Origin of the sequence: Chloracidobacterium sp., assembly GCA_015075585.1 — a bacterium.
In the GTDB taxonomy this organism is placed as follows: Bacteria; Acidobacteriota; Blastocatellia; order Pyrinomonadales; family Pyrinomonadaceae; genus OLB17.
Window position 1 is genome coordinate 787,661 of the sequence record JABTUB010000001.1, and the last position, 25,432, is coordinate 813,092.

General features: G+C 53.9%; 22 protein-coding genes and 1 other RNA gene. 9 read left to right on the forward strand and 14 right to left on the reverse strand.

Features of this window, described 5'->3' with window-relative positions; translation table 11 throughout:
* Positions 1-15 precede the first annotated feature (15 nt).
* Both HS105_03550 and HS105_03555 read left to right on the forward strand, forming a co-directional pair.
* Positions 16-1,401, forward strand: a complete 1,386-nt coding sequence (locus HS105_03550; GenBank protein ID MBE7515674.1) for an amidophosphoribosyltransferase — start codon at positions 16-18, stop codon at positions 1,399-1,401.
* A 131-nt stretch (positions 1,402-1,532) separates the two neighbouring features.
* Positions 1,533-2,606, forward strand: a complete 1,074-nt coding sequence (locus tag HS105_03555; protein ID MBE7515675.1) for a DUF481 domain-containing protein — start codon at positions 1,533-1,535, stop codon at positions 2,604-2,606.
* A gap of 85 nt (positions 2,607-2,691) precedes the next feature.
* Here the strand turns inward: HS105_03555 and HS105_03560 are convergent, their stop codons facing one another.
* Genes HS105_03560 through HS105_03570 form a run of 3 tightly spaced genes read right to left on the reverse strand, consistent with a single transcriptional unit; the run spans position 2,692 to position 7,800 of the window.
* Positions 2,692-5,802 carry an error-prone DNA polymerase gene (locus HS105_03560; GenBank protein ID MBE7515676.1) on the reverse strand — a complete coding sequence of 1,037 codons (3,111 nt, stop codon included), beginning with the start codon at positions 5,800-5,802 and terminating at the stop codon, positions 2,692-2,694.
* A gap of 39 nt (positions 5,803-5,841) precedes the next feature.
* A complete protein-coding gene (locus HS105_03565; GenBank protein ID MBE7515677.1) occupies positions 5,842-7,104 on the reverse strand; it encodes a hypothetical protein in 1,263 nt (420 codons plus the stop codon).
* A 24-nt stretch (positions 7,105-7,128) separates the two neighbouring features.
* Positions 7,129-7,800: a hypothetical protein gene (locus HS105_03570; GenBank protein ID MBE7515678.1), complete on the reverse strand. Its 672-nt coding sequence runs from the start codon at positions 7,798-7,800 to the stop codon at positions 7,129-7,131.
* Between the two features lie 143 nt (positions 7,801-7,943).
* Here HS105_03570 and ssrA point away from each other — a divergent pair.
* From ssrA to trmB, 7 genes are all read left to right on the forward strand, one after another.
* Positions 7,944-8,315: a transfer-messenger RNA gene (ssrA, locus tag HS105_03575) on the forward strand.
* 78 nt (positions 8,316-8,393) lie between these two features.
* Positions 8,394-9,572, forward strand: a complete 1,179-nt coding sequence (locus HS105_03580) for a hypothetical protein (protein MBE7515679.1) — start codon at positions 8,394-8,396, stop codon at positions 9,570-9,572.
* A gap of 113 nt (positions 9,573-9,685) precedes the next feature.
* Positions 9,686-10,534 (forward strand): glutamate racemase, encoded by an 849-nt coding sequence (locus HS105_03585; protein ID MBE7515680.1) that lies wholly within the window; start codon positions 9,686-9,688, stop codon positions 10,532-10,534.
* 30 nt (positions 10,535-10,564) lie between these two features.
* Positions 10,565-11,284, forward strand: coding sequence for a ribonuclease PH (gene rph, locus HS105_03590; protein MBE7515681.1), 720 nt, complete (start codon positions 10,565-10,567; stop codon positions 11,282-11,284).
* Positions 11,285-11,326: 42 nt separating this feature from the next.
* On the forward strand, positions 11,327-12,082 hold the full coding sequence (gene fabG / locus HS105_03595; GenBank protein ID MBE7515682.1) for a 3-oxoacyl-[acyl-carrier-protein] reductase: 756 nt from the start codon (positions 11,327-11,329) through the stop codon (positions 12,080-12,082).
* A gap of 7 nt (positions 12,083-12,089) precedes the next feature.
* Positions 12,090-12,818 carry a rhomboid family intramembrane serine protease gene (locus tag HS105_03600; protein MBE7515683.1) on the forward strand — a complete coding sequence of 243 codons (729 nt, stop codon included), beginning with the start codon at positions 12,090-12,092 and terminating at the stop codon, positions 12,816-12,818.
* On the forward strand, positions 12,818-13,444 hold the full coding sequence (trmB, locus tag HS105_03605) for a tRNA (guanosine(46)-N7)-methyltransferase TrmB (GenBank protein MBE7515684.1): 627 nt from the start codon (positions 12,818-12,820) through the stop codon (positions 13,442-13,444). The genes HS105_03600 and trmB overlap by 1 nt, the downstream gene beginning before the upstream one ends.
* Before the next feature lie 11 nt (positions 13,445-13,455).
* Here trmB and def read toward each other — a convergent pair whose 3' ends face one another.
* The 11 genes from def to HS105_03660 form a co-directional block, all read right to left on the reverse strand.
* Positions 13,456-13,947 (reverse strand): peptide deformylase, encoded by a 492-nt coding sequence (gene def / locus HS105_03610; protein ID MBE7515685.1) that lies wholly within the window; start codon positions 13,945-13,947, stop codon positions 13,456-13,458.
* A complete protein-coding gene (locus tag HS105_03615) occupies positions 13,947-14,156 on the reverse strand; it encodes a hypothetical protein (protein MBE7515686.1) in 210 nt (69 codons plus the stop codon). The genes def and HS105_03615 overlap by 1 nt, the downstream gene beginning before the upstream one ends.
* Entirely contained in the window at positions 14,153-15,670 is a 1,518-nt protein-coding gene (locus tag HS105_03620; GenBank protein ID MBE7515687.1) for a glycosyltransferase family 39 protein, read from the reverse strand. The genes HS105_03615 and HS105_03620 overlap by 4 nt, the downstream gene beginning before the upstream one ends.
* A 6-nt stretch (positions 15,671-15,676) precedes the next feature.
* The gene (locus tag HS105_03625; protein MBE7515688.1) at positions 15,677-17,191 is read right to left on the reverse strand and encodes a glycosyltransferase family 39 protein; all 1,515 of its coding nucleotides are present in this window, start codon (positions 17,189-17,191) and stop codon (positions 15,677-15,679) included.
* The gene (locus tag HS105_03630; protein ID MBE7515689.1) at positions 17,188-18,126 is read right to left on the reverse strand and encodes a decaprenyl-phosphate phosphoribosyltransferase; all 939 of its coding nucleotides are present in this window, start codon (positions 18,124-18,126) and stop codon (positions 17,188-17,190) included. Before HS105_03630 ends, HS105_03625 begins: the two co-directional genes overlap by 4 nt.
* On the reverse strand, positions 18,123-19,091 hold the full coding sequence (locus tag HS105_03635) for a polysaccharide deacetylase family protein (GenBank protein ID MBE7515690.1): 969 nt from the start codon (positions 19,089-19,091) through the stop codon (positions 18,123-18,125). Before HS105_03635 ends, HS105_03630 begins: the two co-directional genes overlap by 4 nt.
* Before the next feature lie 60 nt (positions 19,092-19,151).
* Positions 19,152-20,609, reverse strand: coding sequence for an NAD(P)/FAD-dependent oxidoreductase (locus tag HS105_03640; GenBank protein ID MBE7515691.1), 1,458 nt, complete (start codon positions 20,607-20,609; stop codon positions 19,152-19,154).
* 26 nt (positions 20,610-20,635) lie between these two features.
* Positions 20,636-21,280 carry an N-acetyltransferase gene (locus tag HS105_03645; GenBank protein ID MBE7515692.1) on the reverse strand — a complete coding sequence of 215 codons (645 nt, stop codon included), beginning with the start codon at positions 21,278-21,280 and terminating at the stop codon, positions 20,636-20,638.
* Positions 21,281-21,290: 10 nt separating this feature from the next.
* Entirely contained in the window at positions 21,291-22,292 is a 1,002-nt protein-coding gene (locus HS105_03650) for a Gfo/Idh/MocA family oxidoreductase (GenBank protein MBE7515693.1), read from the reverse strand.
* Positions 22,293-22,376: 84 nt separating this feature from the next.
* Positions 22,377-23,576 (reverse strand): DegT/DnrJ/EryC1/StrS family aminotransferase, encoded by a 1,200-nt coding sequence (locus HS105_03655; protein MBE7515694.1) that lies wholly within the window; start codon positions 23,574-23,576, stop codon positions 22,377-22,379.
* Positions 23,577-23,721: 145 nt separating this feature from the next.
* The gene (locus HS105_03660; protein MBE7515695.1) at positions 23,722-25,422 is read right to left on the reverse strand and encodes a glycosyltransferase; all 1,701 of its coding nucleotides are present in this window, start codon (positions 25,420-25,422) and stop codon (positions 23,722-23,724) included.
* Positions 25,423-25,432: the final 10 nt, after the last annotated feature.

Genomic DNA, 25,432 nt, shown 5'->3' on the forward strand with positions numbered 1-25,432 from the left:
ACTTGCATCACACGGATGGAAGAGTTTCTCGATAAACTTCACGAAGAATGCGGCATCTTCGGCATCTTCGGCCATAAAGAGGCCGCAACCCTTACGCAACTCGGGTTGTTCGCCCTCCAGCATCGCGGCCAAGAGGCGTGCGGCATAGTGTCGACCGACGGCACCGATCTTTTTGAGCATCGCGGGAACGGCCTCGTTGTCGACGTTCTTGGGCCTGATGTACTTACAAAGTTTCGCGGCTCCGCAGCGATCGGGCACACACGGTACTCGACGGCGGGGCGAAATACGATCCGCGAAGTGCAGCCATTCTCGGCCACATGTCAGCACGGTAAGGTCGCTGTTTGTCATAACGGTAATTTACCGTTCGCGGATGCACGACGCCGAGAACTGGAACGCGACGGGGCGATATTCTCATCCACATCTGACACCGAAACGATCCTGCACGGCATTGCACGAGCAAAGGCTCCCGATATTTTACATGCGATACGGCAGGTCCTCGCTGATACTGAAGGAGCATTTTCGCTTTTGTTCCTGACCCCGAAGGCCTTGATCGCCGTTCGCGACCCGCGAGGCTTTCGGCCGCTTGTCCTTGGAAAGTACAGTGATGCGTGGTGCGTGGCGTCTGAAACGTGCGCGTTTGACCTCATTGACGCAGAATATATTCGCGAGATCGCACCCGGCGAAATGGTCATAATTACCGATCGCGGGATCGAGTCCGGCTTTCCGTTAAAGACGGAAAAGCACGCGGTCTGCACATTTGAGCATGTATATTTCTCGCGGCCGGATTCTGTTGTCTTTGGGCGGTCGGTCAATGAATCGCGTCATAAGATGGGCAGGCAGCTTGCCGACGAACAGCCTGTTGATGCGGATATTGTCGTCCCGGTGCCGGACTCAGGGGTTGCAGCGGCGATAGGATTCTCTGCAAGGTCAGGCATCAATTTCCGACAGGCGATCATTCGCAATCATTATGTCGGCCGTACCTTTATCGAGCCGTCGCAGTCGATCCGCTCTTTTGGAGTAAGGCTTAAACTCAACCCCATAAAGGATCTGATCGAGGGCCGCAGGGTCGTGCTGGTCGATGATTCGATCGTCCGAGGCACAACATCGAAAAAAATAGTTCAGATGGTCCGTGATGCCGGAGCGGCCGAGGTCCACCTTCGCATCTCTTGTCCTCCGACCGCACATTCCTGCTATTACGGCGTGGATACTCCGGACCGCGAGGATCTGATCGCCTTTCGGATGACAGTGGACGAGACCTGCCGCTATATCGGCGCCGATTCGCTCGGATACCTTTCGCTCGGAGGCATGCTGTCGGCGATCGGCCTGGACGAAGCTTCCGCGTGCACCGCTTGCTGGAGCGGCAAATACCCGACACTGCTGGCCGACCACGCAGCCGCATAATATCTACAAGCTCTTTAGTCTCAGTATCTTACAGATGCGGAACGACATTGCCGCTGCATTCGCGGTTGCTCTTCGCGGTTATATTTGTTGAAATCAAGAATTTCGCTCGTGTGTGGCGAAGAAGTGATGTTATGAAGAGATCGAGTACGCTTTTCCTGATCGTTCTGCTGTCAGTGCTGTCGGTTCCTGCCCTTGCAGATCAGGTTTATCTTAATAACGGAGACCGCTTGACGGGGAAGATCGTCAAGAAGGACGGCGATAAGCTGGTTGTCGAAACACATTCGATGGGAACGGTCAGCATTGCATGGGCCGATGTAAAAAGCATCGTCAGTGAAGGGCAGATCGTCATTAAGACAAAGGATGGTGAGCAGATGAGCGGGCTTGTCTATTCTGACGGCAACGGTGTTGAGGTAACGACCTCGACCGATGAAACGGTGCATATCGCGTCAGATAAGATCGAGGTGATGCGAAGCGAAGATGAGCAGAAGCGTTATGATGCGGAAGTAAGGCTTCGTGAACACCCGAAGCTGGCGGAGCTTTGGACAGGTTTTGCCGATGTCGGTTTCAGCCTGACGTCGGGTAACTCGACAACGCGGGCGTTGAACATCAATACGCGGGCACAGCGTGAGACCGTGCGGAATAAGATCGTCTTTTATTTCAATGCCATTCAGGCGCAGAGCAAGTCGCGCGGGGCGACGGTTGCGACGGCAAAGGGAGCGTGGACCGGCGTTCGATACGACCGAAACATAGATCCGAGACTGTTTGTTTATGGTGGGATCGATCTGGAACACGACCGTATGCAGAAACTGCGTTTCAGGACCGTCCTGGGAGCCGGCTTCGGGTATAAGGCATTGGTCGGAAAGAGGATCCAGCTTGATATTTTCGGCGGTGCTTCAGCTAACAGGGAGAATTACTACACCGGCCTCAAGCGGTTCTCTGCAGAGGGTACGGTTGGCGACGATCTGAAATTAAGGCTGAACAGCCGCATTCGGTTCAATCAGCGCTTCTCGTTCTATCCGAGCATATCTATGCCCGGCCGAGTAAGAGCCGTTTTCGATTCGTCGCTCCAGAGCGATATTAATAATTGGTTGGGCTGGCATCTTTCATTTACCGACCGCTACAACAGCTATCCGACCGGCAATCTGAAAACGAACGACGTGCTTATGTCCACGGGCTTAAGAGTGAAATTCGGTAAGAAGAAGTAGCTGGCTCAAGATGATATTTCAGCACAGGCCGTCCTTAGGGTCTTTGGAAAGCTCCTAAGGCGTTTTTGTGCCGCCATGGCTGCGTCTAGTGGAAATCGTGTGAGATGACCTCGGTCGTGAGCAGGTCGAGCGGCTTGAAGTGGATCGCCCGCAGCATTCCTCGGTCTTCGCAAACGCCTTTTATTATCAGGAAATCATTGTGTGTGATGATGGTTCGATATTGCTCGAATTTGTCAGGCATAACGACGAAGTTCGAAAAGCCCGTTTCGTCCTCAAGTGTGATAAAGACCACATTATTAGCGGTCATCGGACGCTGACGGATGATCACGGCACCTGCTGATGAGACCACGCGGCCTCTTTTAAGGCTAAGTGTTTCGTGTGCCGATAGAATGCCGCGCCGCATCATCTCTTTGCGGACAAATGCCATCGGATGTTTGCCGATCGAGATGCCTATTTTGCGAAGGTCGGCGTCAACGAGTTCAAGGCCTTCCAAACGTTTTAGGAACTGTGGCTGCTGTATCTCGGACGGCGTTTCATCATTACGTTGGTCAAAGAGGCTGCCTTGCGGGCGTATCGCAAGCTCCGAGTGCCACAGAGCTTGTCGGCGATGGATCGTATTCTCAAAATTCAATGCACCGGCGAGGCTGAGTGCTCTGATCTCGCGTTTATTGATCGCGGGAACGCGGCCGATCAGATCGGCAACACTTGTATAGCCGCTTTGGCGGTTTGATACGATCTCGCGGCCGATGTCTTCGCGAAGCCCGCGTACAAAACGCAGGCCGACCCTTACCTCGCCTTCTTCGATCGTAAAATCATATTGCGAACGGTTTATGTCAAGGGCTCTGAAATGCAGGCCGTGCCGTTGGGCATCTTTGACAAGCGTTGCGGCGGAATAGAAACCGAGCGGGTAGTTATTGAACATCGCTGCCATAAAATATGCCCGATAATGGATCATGAAGTAAGCCGATGCGTAAGTAAGCAAGGCAAAGCTGTAAGCGTGCGATTCAGGAAAGCCGTAATTCGCAAAAGCCTTTGTGTAATCTATTATCTGTTCTTGAATGTGCGGCGAAATGCCTCTGCGTGACATCCCTTCACGCAGCTTTTGACTGACCAAGCCCATTTTTCTGTCCGGGCGTTTGAAGCCCATCACTCTACGCAGTTCTTCGGCCTCTGAGCCGCTGAAGTCCGCGATCTCCATTGCCATTTTCAGGAGCTGTTCCTGAAACAGCGGCACGCCCAGCGTGCGCTCCAAGACGGGCTTTAGCGAAGGGTGCGGATACGTTACTTCTTCGAGGCCTTGCCGCCGCTTTATGTAGGAGTGAAGCATTTTGCCGACCATAGGGCCGGGGCGGATGATCGCGACCTGGACCACAATGTCGTAAAAGGTGCTTGGCTTAGACTTTGGCAGGAATGCTATCTGTGCCCGGCTTTCCACTTGGAACATGCCCACGGTGTCGCCGTTCTGCAGGGCATCAAAGACCTCTTTATCATCCGTCGGAAGCTTGTAAAGCCCGAGATCTTCGCCGCGATGCTCTCGTATCAAAGTGATCGTGTCGCGCAGGACGGCCATCATCCCGAGGCCTAAAAGATCGATCTTGACGATCTTTAACGCTTCGCAGTCATCCTTGTCCCATTGAATGATCGTGCGGCCTTCCATAGACGCGGGTTCGAGAGGGACGATGCCGTCGAGCTTGCCCCACGAAACGACCATGCCGCCGGAGTGTTGGCCCAGATGCCGCGGAAAATCGAGGATGCGCTGATAGAGATCGGCGAATTTATACAAAGTTAGGTTTGCCGAGATGTCGATGCCCGCTTCCTTTGAACGCCGGCTGAATTCCTCTCCTTTGAATGTTTCGTGATGTGAATTGAGTTTTGAGAGCTTTTTGAGGGTATCGTCGTCAAAGCCGAAGGCCTTGCCGACCTCACGCACTGCCGACCTGCCGCGGTAGCTTATGACATTTGCCGTCATTCCCGAGGCTCGGCGGCCATAGGTCTCATATACATGCTGTATGACCTTTTCGCGGTCATTGCCGGACGGCAGGTCTATGTCGATGTCAGGATATTTCTCGTATTTTTCGGACAAGAAACGCTCGAACAGGAGCTTATTCTTTATCGGCTCGACCGCTGTGATGCCGAGAGTGTAGCAAACGACCGAGTTCGCTGCCGAACCGCGTCCCTGCGAGAGTATGTTGTTCGCTTTGCAGAAATCCGAAATATCCGCAACGGTCAGAAAATAGCCCTCAAGGCCTTTCATCTCGATAACGCGGAATTCTTTCTCAAGGCGTGACAATACCTGCGAACGTATCGCCGGAGATTCGTGAAGATAGCGTTCGTGCGACCGTGCGGTCGTCTTTTGCCTGAGAAGCGACGATGCGGACTCGCCGGGCCGCAGTTTGTATCGCGGGAAGGAGTATGACAACTCGTCCATTGAGAATTCGATGCGTGATGCGATCGCCTCGGTCAGCTCGACCGCCTCGGGCATATCGGCAAAAAGGTCAAGCATCTGTTTATGCGTTTTCAAATAACGCTCATTGTTCTCGCTCAGAAGCGTTCCTGCCTCATGGATGGTCGTATGATTCTTTATGCAGGTAAAGACGTCAAAAAGCTCACGGTCGTGCCGGTCGGCATAATATACGCCGTTGCTTGCAAAATAGGGCAGCCGCAGCTTGTGTGCGTAGCCGAGCAATATCTGATTCAGATATTCTTCATAACGCAGATGATGCCGCTGGAATTCAACGTACAAGCGGCCCGCAAAGACATAGTTGAGCCATGCAAGGCCTGCGATGCCCGCACCGCTGCGTATGCCGTTTCGTACAAAGCCGTCTTCGCCGCCTGTAAAGCATAAGAGGCCTTTTGAATGTTCTTCGATATCCTTGCGCGTGGCGAAGTGCTCGCCCTTTTTGTGACGGAGTTTTATTGTGGTGATGAGTTTTGAAAGGTTGCGATAGCCTTCGAGGCTGACCGGGATAAGCGGCAAAAGCCCGCCGCCTTCCATTGTGATCTCGCTGCCGATGATCGGCCGTACGCCAAGATCCTTTGCCGCAAAGTGAAAACGCACGGCACCGGCGACCGTGTCCCTGTCGAGCAGTGCCGCGGCTTTCATCCCTAATTCAGCCGCGCGTTCGGCAAGCCTTTGCGGCTGTGATCCGGAAGACAGGAAGCTGAAAGCCGAGCGTGTGTGAAGTTCGCAGAACATCTTATATCTTATAATTACCGTTGATCCGTGCCTTTGGCGTTAGTCGTACTCTCCTGTCAAGAACCACTCATCGCCTGCCTTGCAGAGCCGATAGATGCCGCTGCCTTCGACCTCGATATCCCATTCGTTAGTTCGCCAATTCTTATCCCACCAATGCGAATTTCCTTTCCAAACGCCGCTGCATTTGACCACATGGCCGCTGATGCTTCGGCTTTTAACGAATACAAGGCGTTTTTCGCGAATAAGTACCTGTGTATGTACCGGCGGCCGATAATACTTGAAGGCGGCACACGGCAGATGCTTTTTGACGGCCCCTGAATTCACTCCTTTCGGGATCGCCGCCGGATCAAGCGTGAAAGGCATCGCCGTGCGGCTGTTCAGCAGTTTCGGTACGCCGACATTTCTTTCGCCGACAAGCTTTTTTAATTTGTTGACGGTCAGCAGAAGGCTTTCCGGCTCGGGACGCGATGCCGCGTACAGGCCTTTTTGCTCAGGCCTGGCCTTTGTGAAATGTGCGGTTGCATGAACGGCGGCTATATCAGCGTCAGGCGGTGCGATCGCGACACGCAGATCAATGAGCTTCAGCCATAATGGCCTCTCAAGCGTCGGGAAGGATGTTTTTACCGCATAAAGCCGTGTCGATCCGTTCTTAAGTGTGAGCCTCAGGTCTATGTGTTCGCAGCTGTTGCCCAGATAAGCTGTGTGTTCAAAAAGAAGGCTAAGCCCGTGATTTATCACAAAGATCAGCTGCTCGAAATTCTCGACCGAACGATCGAGATCAATGCCCCACGAGACATTTTCCTCTTTCACATTCGGCACGAGCAGGCGGTCGCCGCTTTGTTCGATACGCCGCAGGACAGATTCGAATTCGCGGCCGTAACGCTCAATAAGGTCAGATCGAGGGATCGCCAAAAGATCTTTGATGCGGTGAATGCCGAGGTCGTCGAAGACGCTGAGCATATTGTCCTCAAGCCCGAGGTCGCCGAGCGGGAGCTGAGCAAAGCCCTCACTTTCGTGTATCGAATGGCACAAACCGCCCTTTTGCCGCGCAAGCAGAATTGCCGCATCCGGAGTCGCGGCGACCGCAACGCTCGCGGCTGTATTACACAGCTTTATCTCATCGAATATCGCCTGCGCCACATTCTCAGGCTTGCCGATCAGGCGTTCGAGGCCGCTTACGTCGAATAATATGCCGTCAGTCAACACCTCGATCCGATATGCGAATTTACGCGCCGCCGCAACAAGCGTTTGCCTGTTGCGGCCGGCGTCGGGCGAGATCATACATGCGTAAAGTTTGGGCATTGATCGGGATTTTGAGATATAAGATCACGGTAAAAGAAGGCTTTGCTCCGGTTCACCGTGATCCGCAAAGATCACTGACGAGACAGGCTCGCTGAAAGGCCGCCCTTTGTCGCCTGTCCTTACACGCAGTTCGCGAAGCAGTTGGAATTTGCCGGAGCCTGACCAAACGGCCGATTCGAGTTCGAATTGATAAGACCTGTGCGACGCCGAACCTGTCAGCGGTTCACGCGTTGTAACAAGCATGACGGTCGGAGTTTCCTTTATGCGTGTGCGATAGCGGAACCAATATGTCCGCGGCACCATGCGGAGTTTTTGCTCCTGCAGGCCGCACAGGTCGAGCCAGATGCAGCCGAACCCTTTTGCCTGCACGGCCAGATCGGCCGCCATAAAGGCCTTTTCGACATTGCCGCCGCATCTGACCCACAAAATGCCGTCCAACTCAATACCGGCGAGCCGCGCCGTACGCGGATCGAATGAATCGCTGCCGTCTATCACTGCACAAACGCCTCCGTCCGCCGACAGCCTCGCCAAAAGCGACAGGACAAATGCTGTTTTTCCCACACTGCTCTTTCCCGATATCTCGGTTATCGCACCATGGGCGGCCGGTATCGCAAAGCCCTCGGTCAGCAGTTCGCTGACGTGTTCCTTTTCTTCGCGTAAGTGTGATAATGGTTTTACAAGGCTCAGTGATGACATTGCTGTGTGCAACGCCGTTGCAAGAATGAAACGACAAACAGCAGAATAATCCACTATAAGCAGAAAAGCAAGGCCGTCTTTTTGACCCAACTTTTGCCTGTCAATTTTCATCGAAATGTCGTAAAATGAGGTTCCTTGATCGTGGGGGCGACAGGCTTCGACAGGGGCTTGTATAGATCTTTGAGAGCACGTCGGGCTTGCTTGTTAGCTCGTTAAAACAACACGCAAAACACAAATGCCAACCAAGAATTGGCTCTTGCTGCCTAATTAACTTTAGCTACAGCAATGTCTTACCGGAAGTTCGCCTGATGCGACCGGATAAGGCATCACTCAGTTCAGGCTAGGGCTTGTTCACCACCTGCGGACATTCCTAAAACATAAGTCAGGTTAGCCGGAGGCGAGGTCTTGTCGATTCATCTGCTTGCCGCCGGCGAATCTCAAGTGAATCGACTAAGCGTGTAGATCTTACTGGTCGCAACCTTTGGATGCGGGTTCGATTCCCGCCGCCTCCACCACTCTTTTTTCGAAAAATACAGCAAAAATACAGCATAATGTCGGTGATGAGCATTTTTGTGAATGCGCACAGGCTTGTTATGTTAGGCGGCTTGCTGCTGGTGCCGGTCTTTGCTCAGCAGGCACAAGTTCCGTTCACATCAGCCAAGCTTCGTACCACGCTTGTGAAGTACGCAGGATATTCTGAGGCTGATCTTGCCGCAATGGATAGAGGCGAGATCGTCGTAAAAGCGGTCAAAACCGCGAATAAACAAGACATCGCTATTTTCGGCATCGTTCGAAACACGAACTTGCCCCGAATTTCGATGGAGGCGTTCCGCGACAGCCTTTCACAAAAAGCAAATAAGGAAATAGGTGCAAAGGGCCGATTCTCAGAACCGCCTCAGCTCGCAGACCTTGCCGAATTCGAGCTTGAAGATCGCGATATTGAAGACCTTAGAAAGTGTACCGCCGGTAACTGCAACATCAATTTGTCAAAGGAGTGGATCGAGCGGTTCAATACGGATATCGCCCCGAACTCCACTGATCATCGGCAGCGGGCGACCGAACTCTTTCGCACGATGCTGCTGGAGTATCTGCTCCGATATCGATCGGGCGGCATCGCGTCGCTCGGTACGCTGAGTAACCGAAACAAGCCATTCGACCTGCGGTTGGCCCACGCTGAGCTTCTGAAAGATCTGCCATTGATCGATGACCTTGGCGGCTTGCGACAATACATGGAAGGCTTTCCCGCAGCCGACTCGGCCCGCATCCAAAACGAATTCTACTGGTCATCGATGGATTTCGGCCTCGATCCGACGGTCGTACTTACGCATACTGCTCTGTTCAGCGGCGATGCATCGGGTGACGAGCCGCAGGTCATAGTAACGCGGCAATTCTACTCGACCAAATACCTGGACGCGTCGATCTCGCTCGCAGCCTTGATCCGCATTCCGGCAGGTGAGACGACGGAAAGCTACATTATTTTCGCCGACCGTTCGCGATCCGATGCTCTGGGCGGGATCCTCGGCGGAGTGGCTCGCGGAGTGGTCGAGAAAGAGGCGGTCACTCGGGTTGCCAATGTCCTAAAGACGGCAGAACTGCGGCTTATGAGCGGCCCCGCTCACCAGAGTGAACAGCGTTCTGAGAATAGGGAAACATCGGATGTGAGCGGCAACATCGTGAATATGCGGATCATTGTGATCGCAGCAGTTGCCGTCGCGGCAATTCTTGTCATCTTTGCGGTCATTCTGGATCGAAGACGAAAGCGCCGAGCCTGACTTGGCCTCGAACACGCTGATAGCCGGCCGTCTCTTAGTTTTTTGGGCATTCCGCCGGGCTGAAATGACCGTACGGCCGCGATACGTTATCATTCTTGGTTTGTGGTTGTCGGATGAAAGATAGACCTATCGGAATTTTTGATTCGGGTGTTGGCGGCCTGACCGTTTATCGCGCGCTGCATAAGCGGCTGCCGAACGAGAGGTTCATTTACCTGGGGGACACTGCTCGGGTGCCGTACGGCACGAAATCTATGGCGACCGTCGAGCGGTATGCCATCGAGAATTCTCAGTTCCTTGCGTCTCGCGGTATCAAGATGCTTGTCGTAGCATGCAATACTGCATCGGCACTTGCGTTGCCAAAGATCCGCGAAAAGATCGGGCTGGATGTTGTCGGGGTGATCGGCCCGGGCGGGCGCAAGGCCGTCCAAATGACGAGGGAACAGCAGCATTCAAAGATCGGCGTCATCGCCACTGAAGCAACGGTTGCGAGCAACGCCTATTACGAAGCGATCCGGCGGGCCTCAGACACGGCGGAAGTGATGCAGGCGGCCTGCCCGCTTTTTGTACCGCTTGCCGAAGAGAATTGGGTGAACGAGCCGGAGACATACTCCATTGCCGCAAAGTATCTTGCGGGCCTCAACGAATTCCGCCCTGATGTGCTCGTGCTGGGCTGCACGCACTATCCGATCCTTCGCAGTGTGATCCAGCAGACGGTGGGTGAAAATGTTAAACTTGTCGATTCAGGCGAGGCGACGGCCGATGAGGTAGCTGCACTGCTTGACACAAAAGGGCTTGCACATCCCGACGCGGCCGATCAAGAACGTTCCTTATGCGACGACCTCGATCACTTTTATGTAACGGACGCCGCTGACCGTTTTGCCCGCGTGGCTGAGCGGTTCTTGGGCACCAAACCGTCGAAGCTTGAGGCTGTCGAGGTTTACGGCAGTGATGAACTGAGTTGATACGTCCGCCGTGACGGGATTTATTTGAATATGGCATACAACAGAGCTGACGATCGTGCATATGACCAGCTTCGCAACGTAAAGATAACGCCGAATATCTCGCCTTATGCCGAAGGCTCGGCGTTGATCGAGGTTGGCGGCACAAAGGTCATCTGCACCGCAAGTGTAGAAGATCGCGTACCGCTGTTCATGCGGAACAAAGGACTCGGATGGGTAACCGCTGAATATGCAATGCTGCCGCGTGCGACAAACACACGCACACAGCGTGAGACACAGCGGCCGTCCGGCAGGACGCAGGAGATACAGCGGCTTATAGGCCGCAGCCTACGCGCAGTGGTGGATCAAAGGCAACTCGGTGAACGTCAGATCTATCTTGATTGTGATGTGATACAGGCTGACGGCGGAACTCGCTGTGCCTCAATTACGGGCGCGTATGTTGCGTTGGCTCTTGCGTGCAGGAAACTCGTAAGGACGGGTGTCATAATGATGAACCCGATAGTCAGCGAGGTCGCGGCGGTAAGTGTCGGCATCATTGAAAATACACCGATCCTCGATCTCGCATACGTCGAAGATTCCGAGGCCGAGGTCGATATGAATATCGTTTGCACCGGTGCGGGGAAGTTCATTGAACTGCAGGGCACCGCCGAACGCGAGCCGTTCTCGCGTGAGCAGATGGATGAGATGCTTCTACTCGCGGAAAAGGGTGTCGCAAAGCTCTTTGAGATACAGAGAAGTGTACTTGAGGACTGATCTGCGGTATTTGCGGATCGGTTCAGGCGTGGGAGGAAAAGGTTGAGTAATAAGCAGTTTGAAGGGAAGTCGGCTATCGTTACGGGCGGAACCCGCGGTATCGGCAAAGCGATAGTTCTGGAGCTTGCACGAAACGGTGCAAATGTTGCATTCAATTATTCAAAAAGTGCCGACGAGGCAGAAAAGTTGAAGGCTGAGATCGAGAAGCTTGGCGTAAAAGCGATGTCTGCACAATGTGACGTGGCAAATACGGAAGCCGCCGCGGAGTTCGTCGCTGCCGTCAAGGCAGAATTCGGCACGGTTGATCTGCTGGTGAATAACGCGGGCATCACGCGCGACCAGCTCATACTCCGAATGAAGGAAGATGATTGGGATGCGGTCATTGACACGAATTTGAAGGGCGCGTGGAACTTTGCAAAAGCGGCCATTCGACCGATGATGCGGAACGACAACGGCGGGTCGATCTTGAACATCACGTCGATATCAGGCGTCGTCGGTATGCTCGGGCAATCGAATTATTCTGCATCGAAGGCAGGTATGATCGGCCTTACAAAATCGCTTGCTAAAGAGGTTGCAAGCCGCAAGATCACCGTTAATGCCCTCGCTCTCGGGCTGATAGAAACCGAAATGGCAACGGAAATGAATGCCGAATACCGCGAGAAGATACTTGCTTCGATACCGTTGGGGCGGCTCGGCAGAGTAGATGAGGCCGCTTCGATCGCGTGCTTTCTGCTGTCGCCGGCGGCTGCGTACATTACCGGTCAAGTAGTTCAGGCTGACGGCGGCCTCGCAATGTAGCCGCTGTATGTCGCTCAAGTATCAACAAGATACCGACGAAGCTGCCGACGCTGCGGCCATCCGGCCCGTGACGCCGCAGCCGTGGGCGTCGATCGCTTTGATCGCGTGCTTCACCGTCGTCTTCATCGTACAGATGACAACCGGCCTCGAACATTCGATCATTGCTGCCGGCGACGATAAGGATGCGTTCATACAGCATCACGAGTACTGGCGGCTGCTCACCGGGGCCGCACTGCATGGCGGTTTGCTTCATTACGGATTTAATACTTACGCCTTTTACAGTTTCGGCAGGATCTGCGAAGTTCTGACAAACCGTTGGCACATACCCGTGATCTTTTTGCTTTCGGCCATTGCCGGCGGCGTATTGAGCTTTATTGTGAATCCGCATGGCATCTCTGTCGGGGCGTCAGGCGGCATCATCGGCCTTGTCGGCTATCTTGTCGTTTACTCGTTCAAACGCCGTGAGTTCATAAATTCAGAGTTCCGCAACAGCTTGATATTCAATATCGGATTTATTTTGTTCTACGGCTTTCTGCTTTCGCAGGCGGTTGATAATTTTGCACATATCGGCGGCCTTCTCGCCGGTGCGGTTTATGCGTTGTTCCAAGTTCCGCGTGACCGATATACCGACCCGAGAAATGCTTCCGGCCTGGTCGAAGCATTCGGGCTGCTGTCTTTGGCGATCTACGGTGCTGTCTGCGTTTTTGCCTCGCTGCTCATATTTCGTATTGTCTGATGCCCCGCGTTCGAGTTCATCAACATGTCAACCCGCTTTCGCCATACTATCGGCAGCAGCCGAAGCCGATAGATATCGCAACTTGCTTTGCCGATCCGACGAAGCCGATCTTGCTCGATATCGGCTGCGCACGCGGGCGTTTTCTGCTGAAAATGGCCGGACTGCGGCCGGAATGGAATTATCTCGGCGTCGAGATACGTGAGCCGCTTGTTGCGGAGGCGAACCGTCTTGCCAAAGAAGCCGGCTTAACAAATCTGCACTATGAATTCTGTAATGCGATGTTGTGGCTCGATATGCTTTTATCCCGGATCCCTGCCGATATTCTTCATCTCGCGGCCATACAGTTTCCGGATCCGTGGTTCAAGAAAAAGCACGCAAAGCGGCGAATGGTGAATGAAGAGATGGTCAAATGCCTCGCCCGAAGGCTTTCGCCGAGCAGCTTGGTTTTTATTCAAACCGATATCGAACCGCTTGCGGAAGAGATAAGCGAGCTTTTTCGATCATCCGGACATTTTTCTGAGGAGCCGGTAGCAGACGATCTTTTTCCCGTAAGAACCGAACGCGAAAAGGCTGTAGAGGGAAAATTGCTGCCGGTGTTTCGGACGGCATTTCGCCCGGGGCCCTGACCTTTTTGCCCTCACTTCCAATTCTTTTCTTTCTTGAAGCGTTTAATGACCATATCGCGGCGCATCTTCGGCAGACGGTCGATAAACAGGGTGCCGTTGCAGTGATCCGTCTCATGCTGAAAGCAGCGTGCGGCGTAGCCTTCGGCCTCCGTCTCGAACCACTCGCCGTTCACGTCCTGCGCACGCAGCGTAGCCTTCATCGGACGTGTGAGGACTGCAGGAACTTTGCCGACCGAAAGGCAGCCTTCCTGGCTTGATTGTTCACCCTTGGAAGCGACGATCTCAGGATTTGCAGCGACAAGCTTTATTCCGTCGCAGTCCATTACGAACAGCCGCAAGTTAAGGCCGATCTGCGGCGCCGCAAGCCCGACGCCCTCGGCTGCGTACATCGTTTCGAACATATCGGCACAAAGAGCTTCGAGCTCACCGTCAAAGGCTTCGACCGGCTGCCCGAGCTTTCCAAGTACTTCTGCAGGAAACTCAGTGATCTTACGGATCGCCATTATCTCGGAATGAGGCCTTGACGTGATTGGCGTGCGTAGCCGCGTGCGGCATTAAAGCCTTTCTCCTCGCGGGCGAGGCATTCCCAGCAGATCACGCGGCTGCCGCCCGACGGCGAGATGAAGATATTGTAGTGATCGACCTCACGGTCGCAGTGCGCACAGCGCGTGACCGGCTTGTCGATGGTCGTGTGATCGATAGTGTCGTTCATTGCTTTCGCTTCAAAAGTTGTACTTTTTCTTTGTAGAGAACTTGCTCCGTAATGACAGTGTAGTTCGCTTCGACGAAATTATCCAATAAGGAGCACGCGGACGTCTCGCTGCACTTGTCGCTGGTGACAAGCCAGACCTCATCTGCATCGGCAGGAAACTGTGATATCACATATCCGGTCTCGTGTTCGCCGGTCTCATTGCTGCTTCCCGTACCTTCAAATCCAAAATCGAAAAAGCGTTCCGCGGGCAGGATCGGATCGTTGCCTTTGTAGTAATACGGCAAAGCAAGAGCGTCATACACCGGAAATATTATTATGGGGCGGGCGCGCTCATCATTTTGCGAAATGAACTCTGCAACACGGGCCCAATCACCTCGTTTTGTGTTATTCGGATACAGAGTGACAAGGCCGCTTAAGAATGATGCGACAATGAGCAGCATCGCTGCGGGAGGCGTTATCCTTGCAATGATGCCCTTTTCACCTGTGCCTATGTCGTCGATCAAGGAGGCAATAGCGACGATCAACGGCACGTATGCGACCGCCATGTGACGTATCTCGACATAGATCGTTCCGAGTGCAAAATAAGCCGCAAGCAAACAAAGGAGGAGAGTGCCGGCGATCGAGAAGTATCGTAGCGTTCGTCGGCTGAGACGCTGCCGATGCACGAATGTAAAGATCGCGGTGCCGATGACGGCAAGCCTTACGATCCAAGCTCGTACAGCGAGAATGGCGGCCTCGGGATCATTGGGAAATAGCTCGACCGGTAAGGCGAAGGTCACGAAATGATGCCACAGATTACGGAGACCCTCTGTCAATGATCGATCCGTGGCAATGCCTCCTGCGTTCGCTGAGAATTGTGCGATCACGGTGAGAACCAGCGGAGCAAATGCCGCCGCCGCGGCGCACATGATGATCAAATATCGTACGAGCTGCCGCCATCGCCCCGTCGCCGCCAGTGATACGGCAAAGGCGAGAAGAAGGAAGCCCAAGTAGTAGTTCGTATAAAGCGCAATGACAGACAGGACGCCAAAGAATATGTACCTGAAACGGCTGTCGCTCTCATTATCAAAGGTGCCGGCGAACAGACACATCAGTCCGATCGAGATGAGTATCACCAGGGAATACACACGTATCTCCAGCGATGCCCATATCAAGTACGGATGGAACGTAAAAAATGTGGCGGCCAGAAGTGCAGTGCGGCGTTCGAAGAGCCTCGATGCAAGAGACGCGAATAACGGGATCGCGGCTACGCTGCAAAGTATCGAGAAAATATGAGCCCAAAAGATCGAACCGTCTATCGTTCGCCAAACGCTTAGGATCCAGAAGTAGAGCGGTGCTTGACGTTCATTTGCCGCTGCGGTCTCGAGCGCATATCGCAGGCCGTGTTCTGTGGTGAAAAGCGTTGATGCCTCGTCAGCCCAGATGTTGACCTGCAAAACGATCGGTATCACGATCGACAGATGAACCGCTGCCAATGCGGCAATAAAGATTTTGCTGATCTTAGCTTGCGGCATAGCTGCTCATCGAAGGTCAAAGACCATGAAGTCCGGCGTTTCAATTACCATTGGAAATGTACTCTCAAGCTGAGCCTCAAAGCCGGGAACTTGTTCGACCGCGGAACTCTGCGCAATAAAATATCGGGCACCGAGACGCGCGTACTCTTTAACGCCGCTTATCGACTGCTGTTCGATGCAGATGTTCCAGCCTTTGCGATCAAGCCAATAGAACATATATGAGGCATTGTACGCTAACGCATAGCCGTCCTCATCGCGGCAATTGCCGCCGGAGACCAATATAAGCCCCTGACCCGAAAGAGCCGGCTTTATCGCAGCGGCGGATGCGAACGCAGGGTCTGCGTGGCGCTTTGTAAGAAAGGCGGCACGCGCGGAGCGAGCGATGAGTGCGAATGTCATCGCTGTACATAAAAGGATCGCGAGGCCGAAGCTCAACCTCAGCAGGTTGCCGCTAAGCCTGCGGCTACTGAATGTATCGGCAGAACGGCGAAGGAACTTCCAAAGGCTGTCGATGCCGCCTCCGAACAGCAGGGCAGCCGGAGCCACGCTAAAGACGTGATAATAGCTTGCCCATTCGTCGGCGGTCGTACGCGCGGCAACAAGGAAAAGTATAAAAACAGAAGTGAACCAGTACAGTGCAACGCGTGTATATCGCTCTCTCCGGCCGTAAAATACCGCAACTATTGCCGGGATGATGCCGACGAACAACCACACATGAATAAGCTCATTCCGAAGAATGCCGGTAACAAAATATGGGTTGGTGAAAAAGTCGGGGCCGATCCAATGATACTCGTTCGATACGCCGAGCGAGTTGCCATAGGTCAGCCAAAGGCTTTTCGAGTAGAGATACCATGCAGCGCCCGGCAAAAGAGCGATAATGCCGAAAAGCCAGATGCGTAACTGTCTGAAAAGCGTCCATCCAAATTTCTCGAACAGCAGAATACCGAAAAGCAGGCCGATGTGTGCCGCCGTCGCCTTGGCAAGAATTGCAAGCGAGGTCGCAACGGCTGCGATCACAAGATCACGCCTGTTCTCATCGCGAAGCCAGCGTGTAAAGCACAGCACCGCCGCGATGTAAAACAGCATCATCAGCCCCTCGGGCTGTGCAGACGTTGCGGTCTCGACCGGCAGCGGGCCGAACGCAAAGAATGCCGTCGCAATCACCAGTGCGGCGCCGCTCAGGTATTCGCTTGCAAGTTTGAAGAACAGGACTAGCGTAACGAGCGAGAAAACGAGCGACCACAGTCGAGCCAAGACATCGTGGATGCCGAATATCTCATACGAAAGCGCGATGAGAAACGGATACGCCGGAAACTCCATCTCGGCGATGCCCGGACCGCTGCCGCGCCAATCGATCCGAGGTTCGAGCGGATCCATTCCTTCGCGTACAAAATTGCGTGCGATGCTGCCGATGTCGGATTCACGCCATGACGCCTGATCGAGCGGACGCAGGGCATCGGCTGTCCGGAACACGCCGGCCAGAATAAAAAGCACGACGAAAGCTATCGTCGTCTTGTTCATCTGCCGGTAAAGAAATTCGGAAAGTAAAGAACACCGCCGACGGTGGCGATCCACAGCAGCAGATTCAGCAGCGTCGGCCGGTCATGAAAAAGGATCTGCACAGGATCGCCGCCCGCTTGGCGTTCACGAATAAGGAACAGATAGCGGAAAACGCCGTAGATTACGAACGGGAGCGTTACGATCATTCCCTGCGAACCGACGCGGGCTATCGTTTCATCGGCCCGTGTATAAAGGGCATACATCACGATAGCCGCACCGGCACAGATCGCCATTATTGAGTCGAGGAACTCGATCGAATAATCGTTAAGGCTTCGGCGGTGACCCTCGGCGGATTCCTTCAGCAGAGCAAGCTCATGGCGGCGTTTGCCGAAGCCCACGAGCAGGGCGACCATGGACGTACATATCAGCAACCAGTGCGATACTTCTACGTTGATCAGAACGGCGCCTGACGCCGCCCGCAGGACGAAGCCGCCGGCGATCAGTATGACGTCAAGGATAACGATATCCTTGAGCTTAGCCGAATATGCAAGACACGTCGCGAGATAAATGCCGATCACAGCCGCAAAGCCATGCCCGAGGCCGAGCGAACCGAATGCCGCAATGCCGAAAAGCAATACCATTGCGACGCGCGCAAACAAAATGCTGAGCTGTCCGGATGCGATCGGGCGGTTTCTTTTGATCGGATGCCTGCGATCAGCTTTTAGGTCGCAAAGATCGTTAAAAATGTAAACGCCGCTGCTCGCGGCACAAAATATTAGGAAGCCGAGGATGCTTATCCAAAGGTTGTGGACGTCGGTGAGCGAACGCGAAAATATGACGCCTGAAAAGACAAGAAGGTTCTTCGACCACTCGCGCGGCCGCATCTCGATCAAAAGGCCCCTCAGATTTTGGCCAACGGAAAGCACTGCCGGACGATCTGCCTCCAAAACCTTCATAAGGTCACGGTCCTTGCGGCGGCCTCGCCACTCAACGATGTACGAAATGCATCAGCATGTGCGCGCATATTTACCACATCGAAATTTGCAGTATAGATGCCGAGAAACTCTTCAAAAAGCTCGATCTTGCGCGTTGTCGGCATATTCATTCCCGGAAAGAACTTAAGTTCCGGGACATCCTCGCCGCTCATCAAATCGAGCGGATGCAGCAGCAGCGACGGCCCGATGCCCATTGCCTTGCACGCCGCAAGAGCCGATCGCCAATATAGCTTTGCCGCCACCGCAGAAAAGGTTGAGAGGTAGATCAGATAGCTCAGATGGATCGGCGTTTTTACAACGGGAAATGTCGTAACCGGTATCTCGACCATCTCACGGCCTGCTGCCTCGATGATGTGCGGCTTTAGCGGGCGAAAACCGTCAGAAAGTTTACCGAAGAGCTTCTTTCGCTTTTCGCGTTCTTCATCGGACATCTGCGGCGAGCGGAAGAAATAATATGCACGGGCGAGCGGTGCAATGTATGTCGGCAGAGTTGAACAATCGTATTCGTAGCCGCGTTCCGCAAGAGTTTCAAGCACCGTCGGGCTGAGGCTGAAGCCGGGCCCGCGAAATCCGACCGGACGCTTGCCGGTAACATCGCTCAGAGCGTCTTCTGTCCTCTCGAGCTCCGATACGAGTTCATCCTTAGAATATAAATGCAGCCACGGCTCATGATTGAAGCTGTGGTTTCCGATCTCGTGTCCGGCGGCGGAGATCGATGCGATCGCCTCGCGGTTCTTCTCAAGAGCCGCATCTTGGCCGACGATGAAGAACGTGATCGTGAGCCCCTTTTGTTTGAAGAATGACAGTGCACGCGGTACGACAATATCGAGATACGACGAGAACTCATCCCAGCCAACATCGCCGTGGGTCTTCATATACGACCATTTGTTGTCGAGATCGAGTGAAAGACTCGCCTTCGTCTTCATTATACTTAGCGTACCATTTAGGTCTGCGGTTCTGCGTGTCAAAACAGTCGCCGCATGAGCTTAACCCAAGAATTCCGTTTCGATGAACCGCTCGGCAAGCTGGACCGTTTCGTTCACGTTCAGCGTGCCGTTGACTATATGCGATGAATTTACGACATAGACACCGTCAATGGATGTCCGCATCGGTGCGAGCCTGTCCGAATAGCCGAGAACCGGCAGCGGGAATACCTGCCGCACACGCGAAACATTGAATGCAAGAACGTCCTTTTGCCTGAAGTGCCGATACATCTTTTCCAAAGCGCTGAGGAAAAGCTCCCTGATCTCATCATCCGTCCTGTCAAAGAGTTCGCTGTCCGACGAAACGTATTTCGGCAAATAGATCAGAGCATTACGGCCGAAATCACGTTTATCGACAAGGGCGGTCATCTCGATTATGCCTGTGAACGGCGCTTCATCTGTGATATTCGTTACATAATGATTCGAGAGCGAGCATTTCGTGAGTACCGAAGCACAGACGATGCCCTGGTAACGAATATTCTCAAGAGCGGAACGTTCCGATCCGCTCAGATCGGGCAGCAGCCGCGCCGCGACATTCGACGGACAGGTCAGGATCACCTTGTCGTAGATATCCACCTCGCTCGCGATCCTTCGATAGCCCGCAGGCGCGGGCTCTGACAAGAATCCGCCCGAAAAGCCTGCGGCGACCGATGCTCCTGTGTTCACCGCGGCATATTTTGTCTTGTTATTGTATCTCCTTGCCGGCGGATCGGTGCGACGGCGTTTTTCATGGGTATGCACACGGAGTTTGCCGGCCTTTAGCCTCTCGATCTCTTTTGCCGGGCTGTTCAAACGGATATCGACACCGAAGTCGGTCAAATGCTCGCCGAAGCATTCGAGTACCCGCGCGTAGCCGCCGCGAACGTAGCCGAACATCTCTTTTTTCATACCCGAGTTGCGTGCCGCATACATCCGTTGGATCGTCGCCCAGATGAATGCCGCAGACGTCTCTTTATAAGCATCGCCGAGTTTTGCGATAAGCAGCGGCTTCCAGATCTTTTCAAACGTCTTGCGACCCGAGAGTTTTACAAGCCACTCTTCGACACCGATCCGCTCAAGCTTTTTCCAATCCTTTATGCGTGACGCCTTTAGGATGGTCCTGCCGAGCCGGGCTTTACCGACAAGGCCGAGCGGAGGGAATCGCAGGAATTCCAGGCTGTCCGACATGGAGTAGAGTTTACCGTCAGTATAGAAGCCCGTCTTTGTCTCGACCCAGCGAAATTCGTCACCAAGGCCGATCTCTTCAACGATCTTGCGTGTATAGCTGTCAGAACCGAGCGTTACGTGATAGTGCTTATCCCAGATGTAGTCCCCGATCTTCCATGCGGCAGCAAGCCCGCCGATCTCGTCCGACGCCTCATATACGGTCACGTTATGGCCGAGCTTTGACAGGCGCAGAGCGAGCGTCAGGCCAAGGAAGCCCGAGCCGACGACCGCAATATTTTTCGGATCATTTTTCACAAATGTGTATGCCCCGCGAGAAGCGATCAAGCGGCCGCGCCGGACATATCTTCAGGATACAGCAAACGCTCGGCAGCTTCCCGCACAAGGCGGCCGCTGATCGTATAACGCAGCCCGCACTCGCATGTAAAATCGCCACTTTCGCCATCGGCGAACCGATGAAATAGGAGGCCGCACTTGCACACGGCACCGACCGAGCGGGCCGGCGAGCCGAGCGCGAGGTGAAAATCCGGAATGCTCTTTGTAACGATGGAGCCCATACCGACCATTGCCCAGCGTCCTATCTCAAGATCGTTGCCGATAACGCAGCCGGCGCCGATCGTCGCGCCTTCGCGAACGAGCGTCGGCAGCGTGTGTTCGTCGGGTTCTGAAGGACGAAGCGTTTTGAGATCAGGAAATGTTGCACGCGGAAAGCGGTCGTTCGTAAATGTCGTCGAGGCTGAGATCATCACGCCGTCCTCGATCGTTACCGCCGCACAGATGTACACCATCGCGTTGATCTTGACGCGGTTGCCGACCTTTACGTCATAAGCGATATAGCTCTTTTCGCCTACGATGCACTCCTCGCCGATGCTCGCGCCATGGCGAATGTGGACATTGTCCCAAACGCTCGTGCCGTCGCCGATGGCAACGTCTTCTTCAATGATCGCAGTCGGGTGTATTCGCTTCATTTATACCGTCCTAACTTGCCGTCTGTGCTTTTTCAACAACAGGCTGCCAAAGGTTCTGCCGCATCGACCGGTATGCGGCGTCGATCACCTGCACGGATGCGAGGGCGTCAGCCGGCTTGATGAGCAGCTCTTCACTGCCGCGGAGCGAATTTGCAAAGTTCTCGATCTTGCCTTTGAACGAAGCGACCTTATCATATCCGTTGCCGAAAACGACCCAATCGGGCGATGAGTTCAGCTTATATTTTGACTCACGCCAGCCGATGTGGATCGTGCCGTTAGTACCGTAAATGCTTATAAAATAAGGTAACTCCTTGTTGATGCCCCATGTAAGGTCAACACTTGCCGTTACGCCGCTCTTGGTCTTTGCGAACATCTTTACATTCTCATCAACCGTTAGCCCCTGTGTACCGCCTGCGTCAACCACGAGCACTGAATCTACACAGCCGAGAAAGTATCGGATTATATCAACGCTGTGCGTGCCGTTGTCGATCAGCACGCCGCCGCCGGAGACGGCCTCGTCGGAGTTCCATCGCTTGGACATATCGACCTTTGCAGTGAATGCGTTCTCGAACTGAAGCACGTCGCCGAGAATACCGCTTGCAAGCAGGCTCTTTGCCTTGATCACATCGGCCGAGTAGCGGAATTTCGATGCCATCGTGAATTGCACACCGGCTTTTTCCGCCGTTGCGATCATCTTTTCGGCATCGGCAATATTTGTGGTCAGCGGCTTTTCGCACAGCACAGAAATGCCGCGTTCCAAAAAGAAACAGGCTATCTCGGCGTGCGTTGACGGCGGCGTTGCGACGATCACGGCATCGGGCGAAAGATCTGCGAGCTCCTGATAAGAGCTGTATGTCTTAGCGCCGACGATCTCGGCAAGTGCGGCGGCGGCTTCAGGCCTTACATCTGATACGGCGGCAAGGTTGCAGCAGCCGCTCTCGTTGAATGCCTGAGCGTATGCCTGTGCGATACCGCCGGCCCCTACTAATCCAAATTTGAGTTTGTTCATCATTTTTGCAACGGCGTTCACAGAGGGCATTGAGGGGAGAAGAGTTCTTGCGGCTCTGACCTTCCTGTGCCCTCTGCGGTAAATCCTCTATTTCCTGAGCTTAGCTGCGGCAACGCGGACGTTGTCCGCGATATAACGCACATGCTCTTCGGTATATTTTTCGTTCCACGGCAGCACAAGGACATCGTGAAGGGCTTTCGCGGTCAGCGGATAGCTTTCCATTTTGTAGTCTGCCGCACCTTCGCGGGCCAGGTTAAAAGGGAATTGCGAGCCGCCGAGCGTGTTCTTTTCCTGGAACACCCGGCACATGAACGCCGGTTTGACGATATAACGCGGTGCCGAGAAGATGTTCTTTTCTTTCAGCAGAGCCGCAAGTGCCGGTGAGCCGCCTTCGATCTTTGAATCATCGATCGTAAGACAATACTTCCAATATACGTGCGTCGAATCAGCGGCGGCTGCCGGTGTTTCTATACCGTCAAGGCCTTGCAGCAGTTCGGTCAGCATCGCTGCCGTGTTTTGGCGGTTTGCGACGCATTCGCTCAGCTTTTCGAGTTGGCCGAGAGCGACGGCGGCCTGCAGCTCGCTCATCCTGTAATTCAATGCCATGAAGTAATGATCGGGATCTGCGTCACCGTAGCCCCAAGCCTTGTTGATATAAAGGAACATGTGACGGGCGAGCTTTTCATCGTTGGTTACGACCATGCCGCCTTCGCCTGTGGTCATGTGCTTGCCCTGCTGCAACGAGAAACAACCGATGTCGCCTATCGTTCCGGCAAATTTGCCGTCCTGTTCCGCAAGGAATGTTTGGGCTGAATCTTCAATTACGGGCAGTCCGCATTCCCTTGCAAGCTCCATTATCGGGCCCATTTCGCATGGGTTTCCGAAAAGATGCGTGACTATGATCGCCTTGGTGCGTTCCGAGATCTTCGCCTTGATCGTTTCTGCGGTAACGTTCAGCGTCTTCGGATCGACCTCGGCGAACACAGGGATCGCTCCGCGGTACATAAGCGGCGTCAAGGCTCCCATGTCCGTTATCGAGGTCGTTATGATCTCATCGCCCGGATCTGGGTTGACCGTAGCGACGGCGATATGGATAGCTGCCGAACCGGACGTGCAGGCATAGGCGTATTTTACGCCGAATTTCTCGGCAAATGCCTTTTCCAGAGCCTTGCCGAACTTTCCTTTAGTAGTGGTCAAGGTGCCGGAGCGAAGGGCTTCGGTAACATAAGCGATCTCCTTTTCATCAAAGGTTCGCCCGCTTGCGTCCTGATCGGACGGCAGTGTCATCAGTTTTTCGGTAGTGGCAACAGGTGTCATACGTGTTTATCTCTAATTGGATCAGATCAAGGTTCGCGATCGGGCGGCGCGTGGCCGCCCGTTTTGCGTTATCGAAGAAAAGGCCTTAAATTTCCGAGGTTTCACGAGTCGCGGATCATCGCGGCTTCTCTTCTACGGGAATAGAAGATCTAATCGGGCCGGAATTCCTAAAGCGGCGCGAGCCGGCAAGCGATGTAAGAAGCTGCAGGTGCCCCAACACGGTCCTTGCGGTCTTCATTTTTGAGATCCCGAAGAGCCTCACTTCGAGAACCGCAGGAAATTCAACGATCTTTCCGCCGGCCAGATCAAGCCTTCCAAGCATCTCAGCAACGCCCAGAAAACCGGGCTCCTTTATTTTAAGCCCAAGCATCGATTCTCGTCGATATACGCGGAAACAGCTCGTATAGGTATCAAGCTTTGCATTGAGTACGCGCCGGTAAAGGAAGGATGCCCCGCGTGACAGGAACAGACGCCATCCGGGCACGTTCCTGACGCTTCCGTCCTTGTGGTACGGTGATGCGGTTACCATATCGACTCCGTCGGCGAGCAGCGGAAGCATATTCGCAAGCTCGTGCGGGTCGTATGTACAATCGCAGTCCATAGAGGCGACCATTTCGGTCTTTGCCTCACGAATGCCGGTCATGATACCCGCCGCTACGCCTTGATTCTGCTCGTGCCGCACGATGCGGAATCCATGCTTTGACGCGAAAAGCTCATTCAAACGGGCGTACGTGTTGTCGGTGCTCCGGTCATCGACGAATATGAAATTCGGATCGTAGCCGCAAGACCTGAGCTTTTCGCTGACACTGTCGAGCGTATTTGCCAGATAGGGCAGAGCCTCTTCCTCGTTATAGCACGGTATCACGACGGATACCGGGACAGCCGCCCACGAAGGCGTTTGCCGAATGGGCCGGCTCGCTGCTGCCGCACGCACGGGCCCGGCGGCGTGTTCCGGTATATCCTCTCGGATCGCCGCCGTCATATCGAGATGCTGCGCGATGCTCACGCAATCATACAAGGCTAGGTTCTCACGAAGTATCCACTCCATCTTATCGAGCTTTCTGTAATGACGGATACGGTTGTACTTGGACGCTGCCGAGATGCGTGGCTGCTCGGGGTCGAGTTCCCACACGTGAAAGTAGGAGATGAACGGCTGCTCAGTGTGCTTTTCCCAACTTCCTACGGCCTTTCGCATCAGCGTATAAGGTATCTGGCGGAAATAATTCCCTCCGGAGATCGGGAAGAGGCCAAGGCCGATATCGTGCGTTGAATACGGAAACTCCCAGACCGCGCGGCCCTCAACGTGTACTTGGTGGGCAAAGCGCCGATCTTTGCGGGTGTTTCGCCGTGGAAGAAAAGATGCATCATAGACGTAACCTTCCTCGGCAAGAACGTTAAAGAGCCATTCTTTGTTGCCGTAGGCGAGCTTTTCCGCACTTCTGTAACCGATCACCTTCTGACCGCAAGCGTCGGTTATGGCTTTGGCCGTACGCCGAAGATCGGTGCGGAATTCTTCGTCGGTAAGATTTTTCAGGCTTCGATGATAAAAGCCGCGGCTCGCTACTTCGTGTCCGCGCCGCACGATCTCGCGTATAAGCGGCGGATTCTGCTCGGCTATCCATCCCAGGACGAAGAAGGTCGCGGTCGTGCCGAATTCATCGAGCAGGTCAAGTGTTTTCAGTGTATTACGCTCGTAACGCGGCTCAAAATTCGACCAATTACGCTGATGGATAAGGTTCTCGAACGCGCCGACGTGAAAATAGTCTTCGACCAGAATGGTCAGCAAATGGCGGGTTTTTCGTTCGTTTGATAACACTTATCTCTGG

What these genes read in the sequence shown, in the direction of transcription:
- HS105_03550 (MBE7515674.1), top strand. Translation starts at nt 16, where the DNA reads ATGGAAGAGTTTCTCGATAAACTTCACGAAGAATGCGGCATCTTCGGC.
- HS105_03555 (MBE7515675.1), top strand. Translation starts at nt 1,533, where the DNA reads ATGAAGAGATCGAGTACGCTTTTCCTGATCGTTCTGCTGTCAGTGCTG.
- HS105_03560 (MBE7515676.1), bottom strand. Translation starts at nt 5,802, where the DNA reads ATGTTCTGCGAACTTCACACACGCTCGGCTTTCAGCTTCCTGTCTTCC.
- HS105_03565 (MBE7515677.1), bottom strand. Translation starts at nt 7,104, where the DNA reads ATGCCCAAACTTTACGCATGTATGATCTCGCCCGACGCCGGCCGCAAC.
- HS105_03570 (MBE7515678.1), bottom strand. Translation starts at nt 7,800, where the DNA reads ATGTCATCACTGAGCCTTGTAAAACCATTATCACACTTACGCGAAGAA.
- HS105_03580 (MBE7515679.1), top strand. Translation starts at nt 8,394, where the DNA reads ATGTTAGGCGGCTTGCTGCTGGTGCCGGTCTTTGCTCAGCAGGCACAA.
- HS105_03585 (MBE7515680.1), top strand. Translation starts at nt 9,686, where the DNA reads ATGAAAGATAGACCTATCGGAATTTTTGATTCGGGTGTTGGCGGCCTG.
- rph (MBE7515681.1), top strand. Translation starts at nt 10,565, where the DNA reads ATGGCATACAACAGAGCTGACGATCGTGCATATGACCAGCTTCGCAAC.
- HS105_03600 (MBE7515683.1), top strand. Translation starts at nt 12,090, where the DNA reads ATGTCGCTCAAGTATCAACAAGATACCGACGAAGCTGCCGACGCTGCG.
- trmB (MBE7515684.1), top strand. Translation starts at nt 12,818, where the DNA reads ATGCCCCGCGTTCGAGTTCATCAACATGTCAACCCGCTTTCGCCATAC.
- def (MBE7515685.1), bottom strand. Translation starts at nt 13,947, where the DNA reads ATGGCGATCCGTAAGATCACTGAGTTTCCTGCAGAAGTACTTGGAAAG.
- HS105_03615 (MBE7515686.1), bottom strand. Translation starts at nt 14,156, where the DNA reads ATGAACGACACTATCGATCACACGACCATCGACAAGCCGGTCACGCGC.
- HS105_03620 (MBE7515687.1), bottom strand. Translation starts at nt 15,670, where the DNA reads ATGCCGCAAGCTAAGATCAGCAAAATCTTTATTGCCGCATTGGCAGCG.
- HS105_03625 (MBE7515688.1), bottom strand. Translation starts at nt 17,191, where the DNA reads ATGAACAAGACGACGATAGCTTTCGTCGTGCTTTTTATTCTGGCCGGC.
- HS105_03630 (MBE7515689.1), bottom strand. Translation starts at nt 18,126, where the DNA reads ATGAAGGTTTTGGAGGCAGATCGTCCGGCAGTGCTTTCCGTTGGCCAA.
- HS105_03635 (MBE7515690.1), bottom strand. Translation starts at nt 19,091, where the DNA reads ATGAAGACGAAGGCGAGTCTTTCACTCGATCTCGACAACAAATGGTCG.
- HS105_03645 (MBE7515692.1), bottom strand. Translation starts at nt 21,280, where the DNA reads ATGAAGCGAATACACCCGACTGCGATCATTGAAGAAGACGTTGCCATC.
- HS105_03650 (MBE7515693.1), bottom strand. Translation starts at nt 22,292, where the DNA reads ATGATGAACAAACTCAAATTTGGATTAGTAGGGGCCGGCGGTATCGCA.
- HS105_03655 (MBE7515694.1), bottom strand. Translation starts at nt 23,576, where the DNA reads ATGACACTGCCGTCCGATCAGGACGCAAGCGGGCGAACCTTTGATGAA.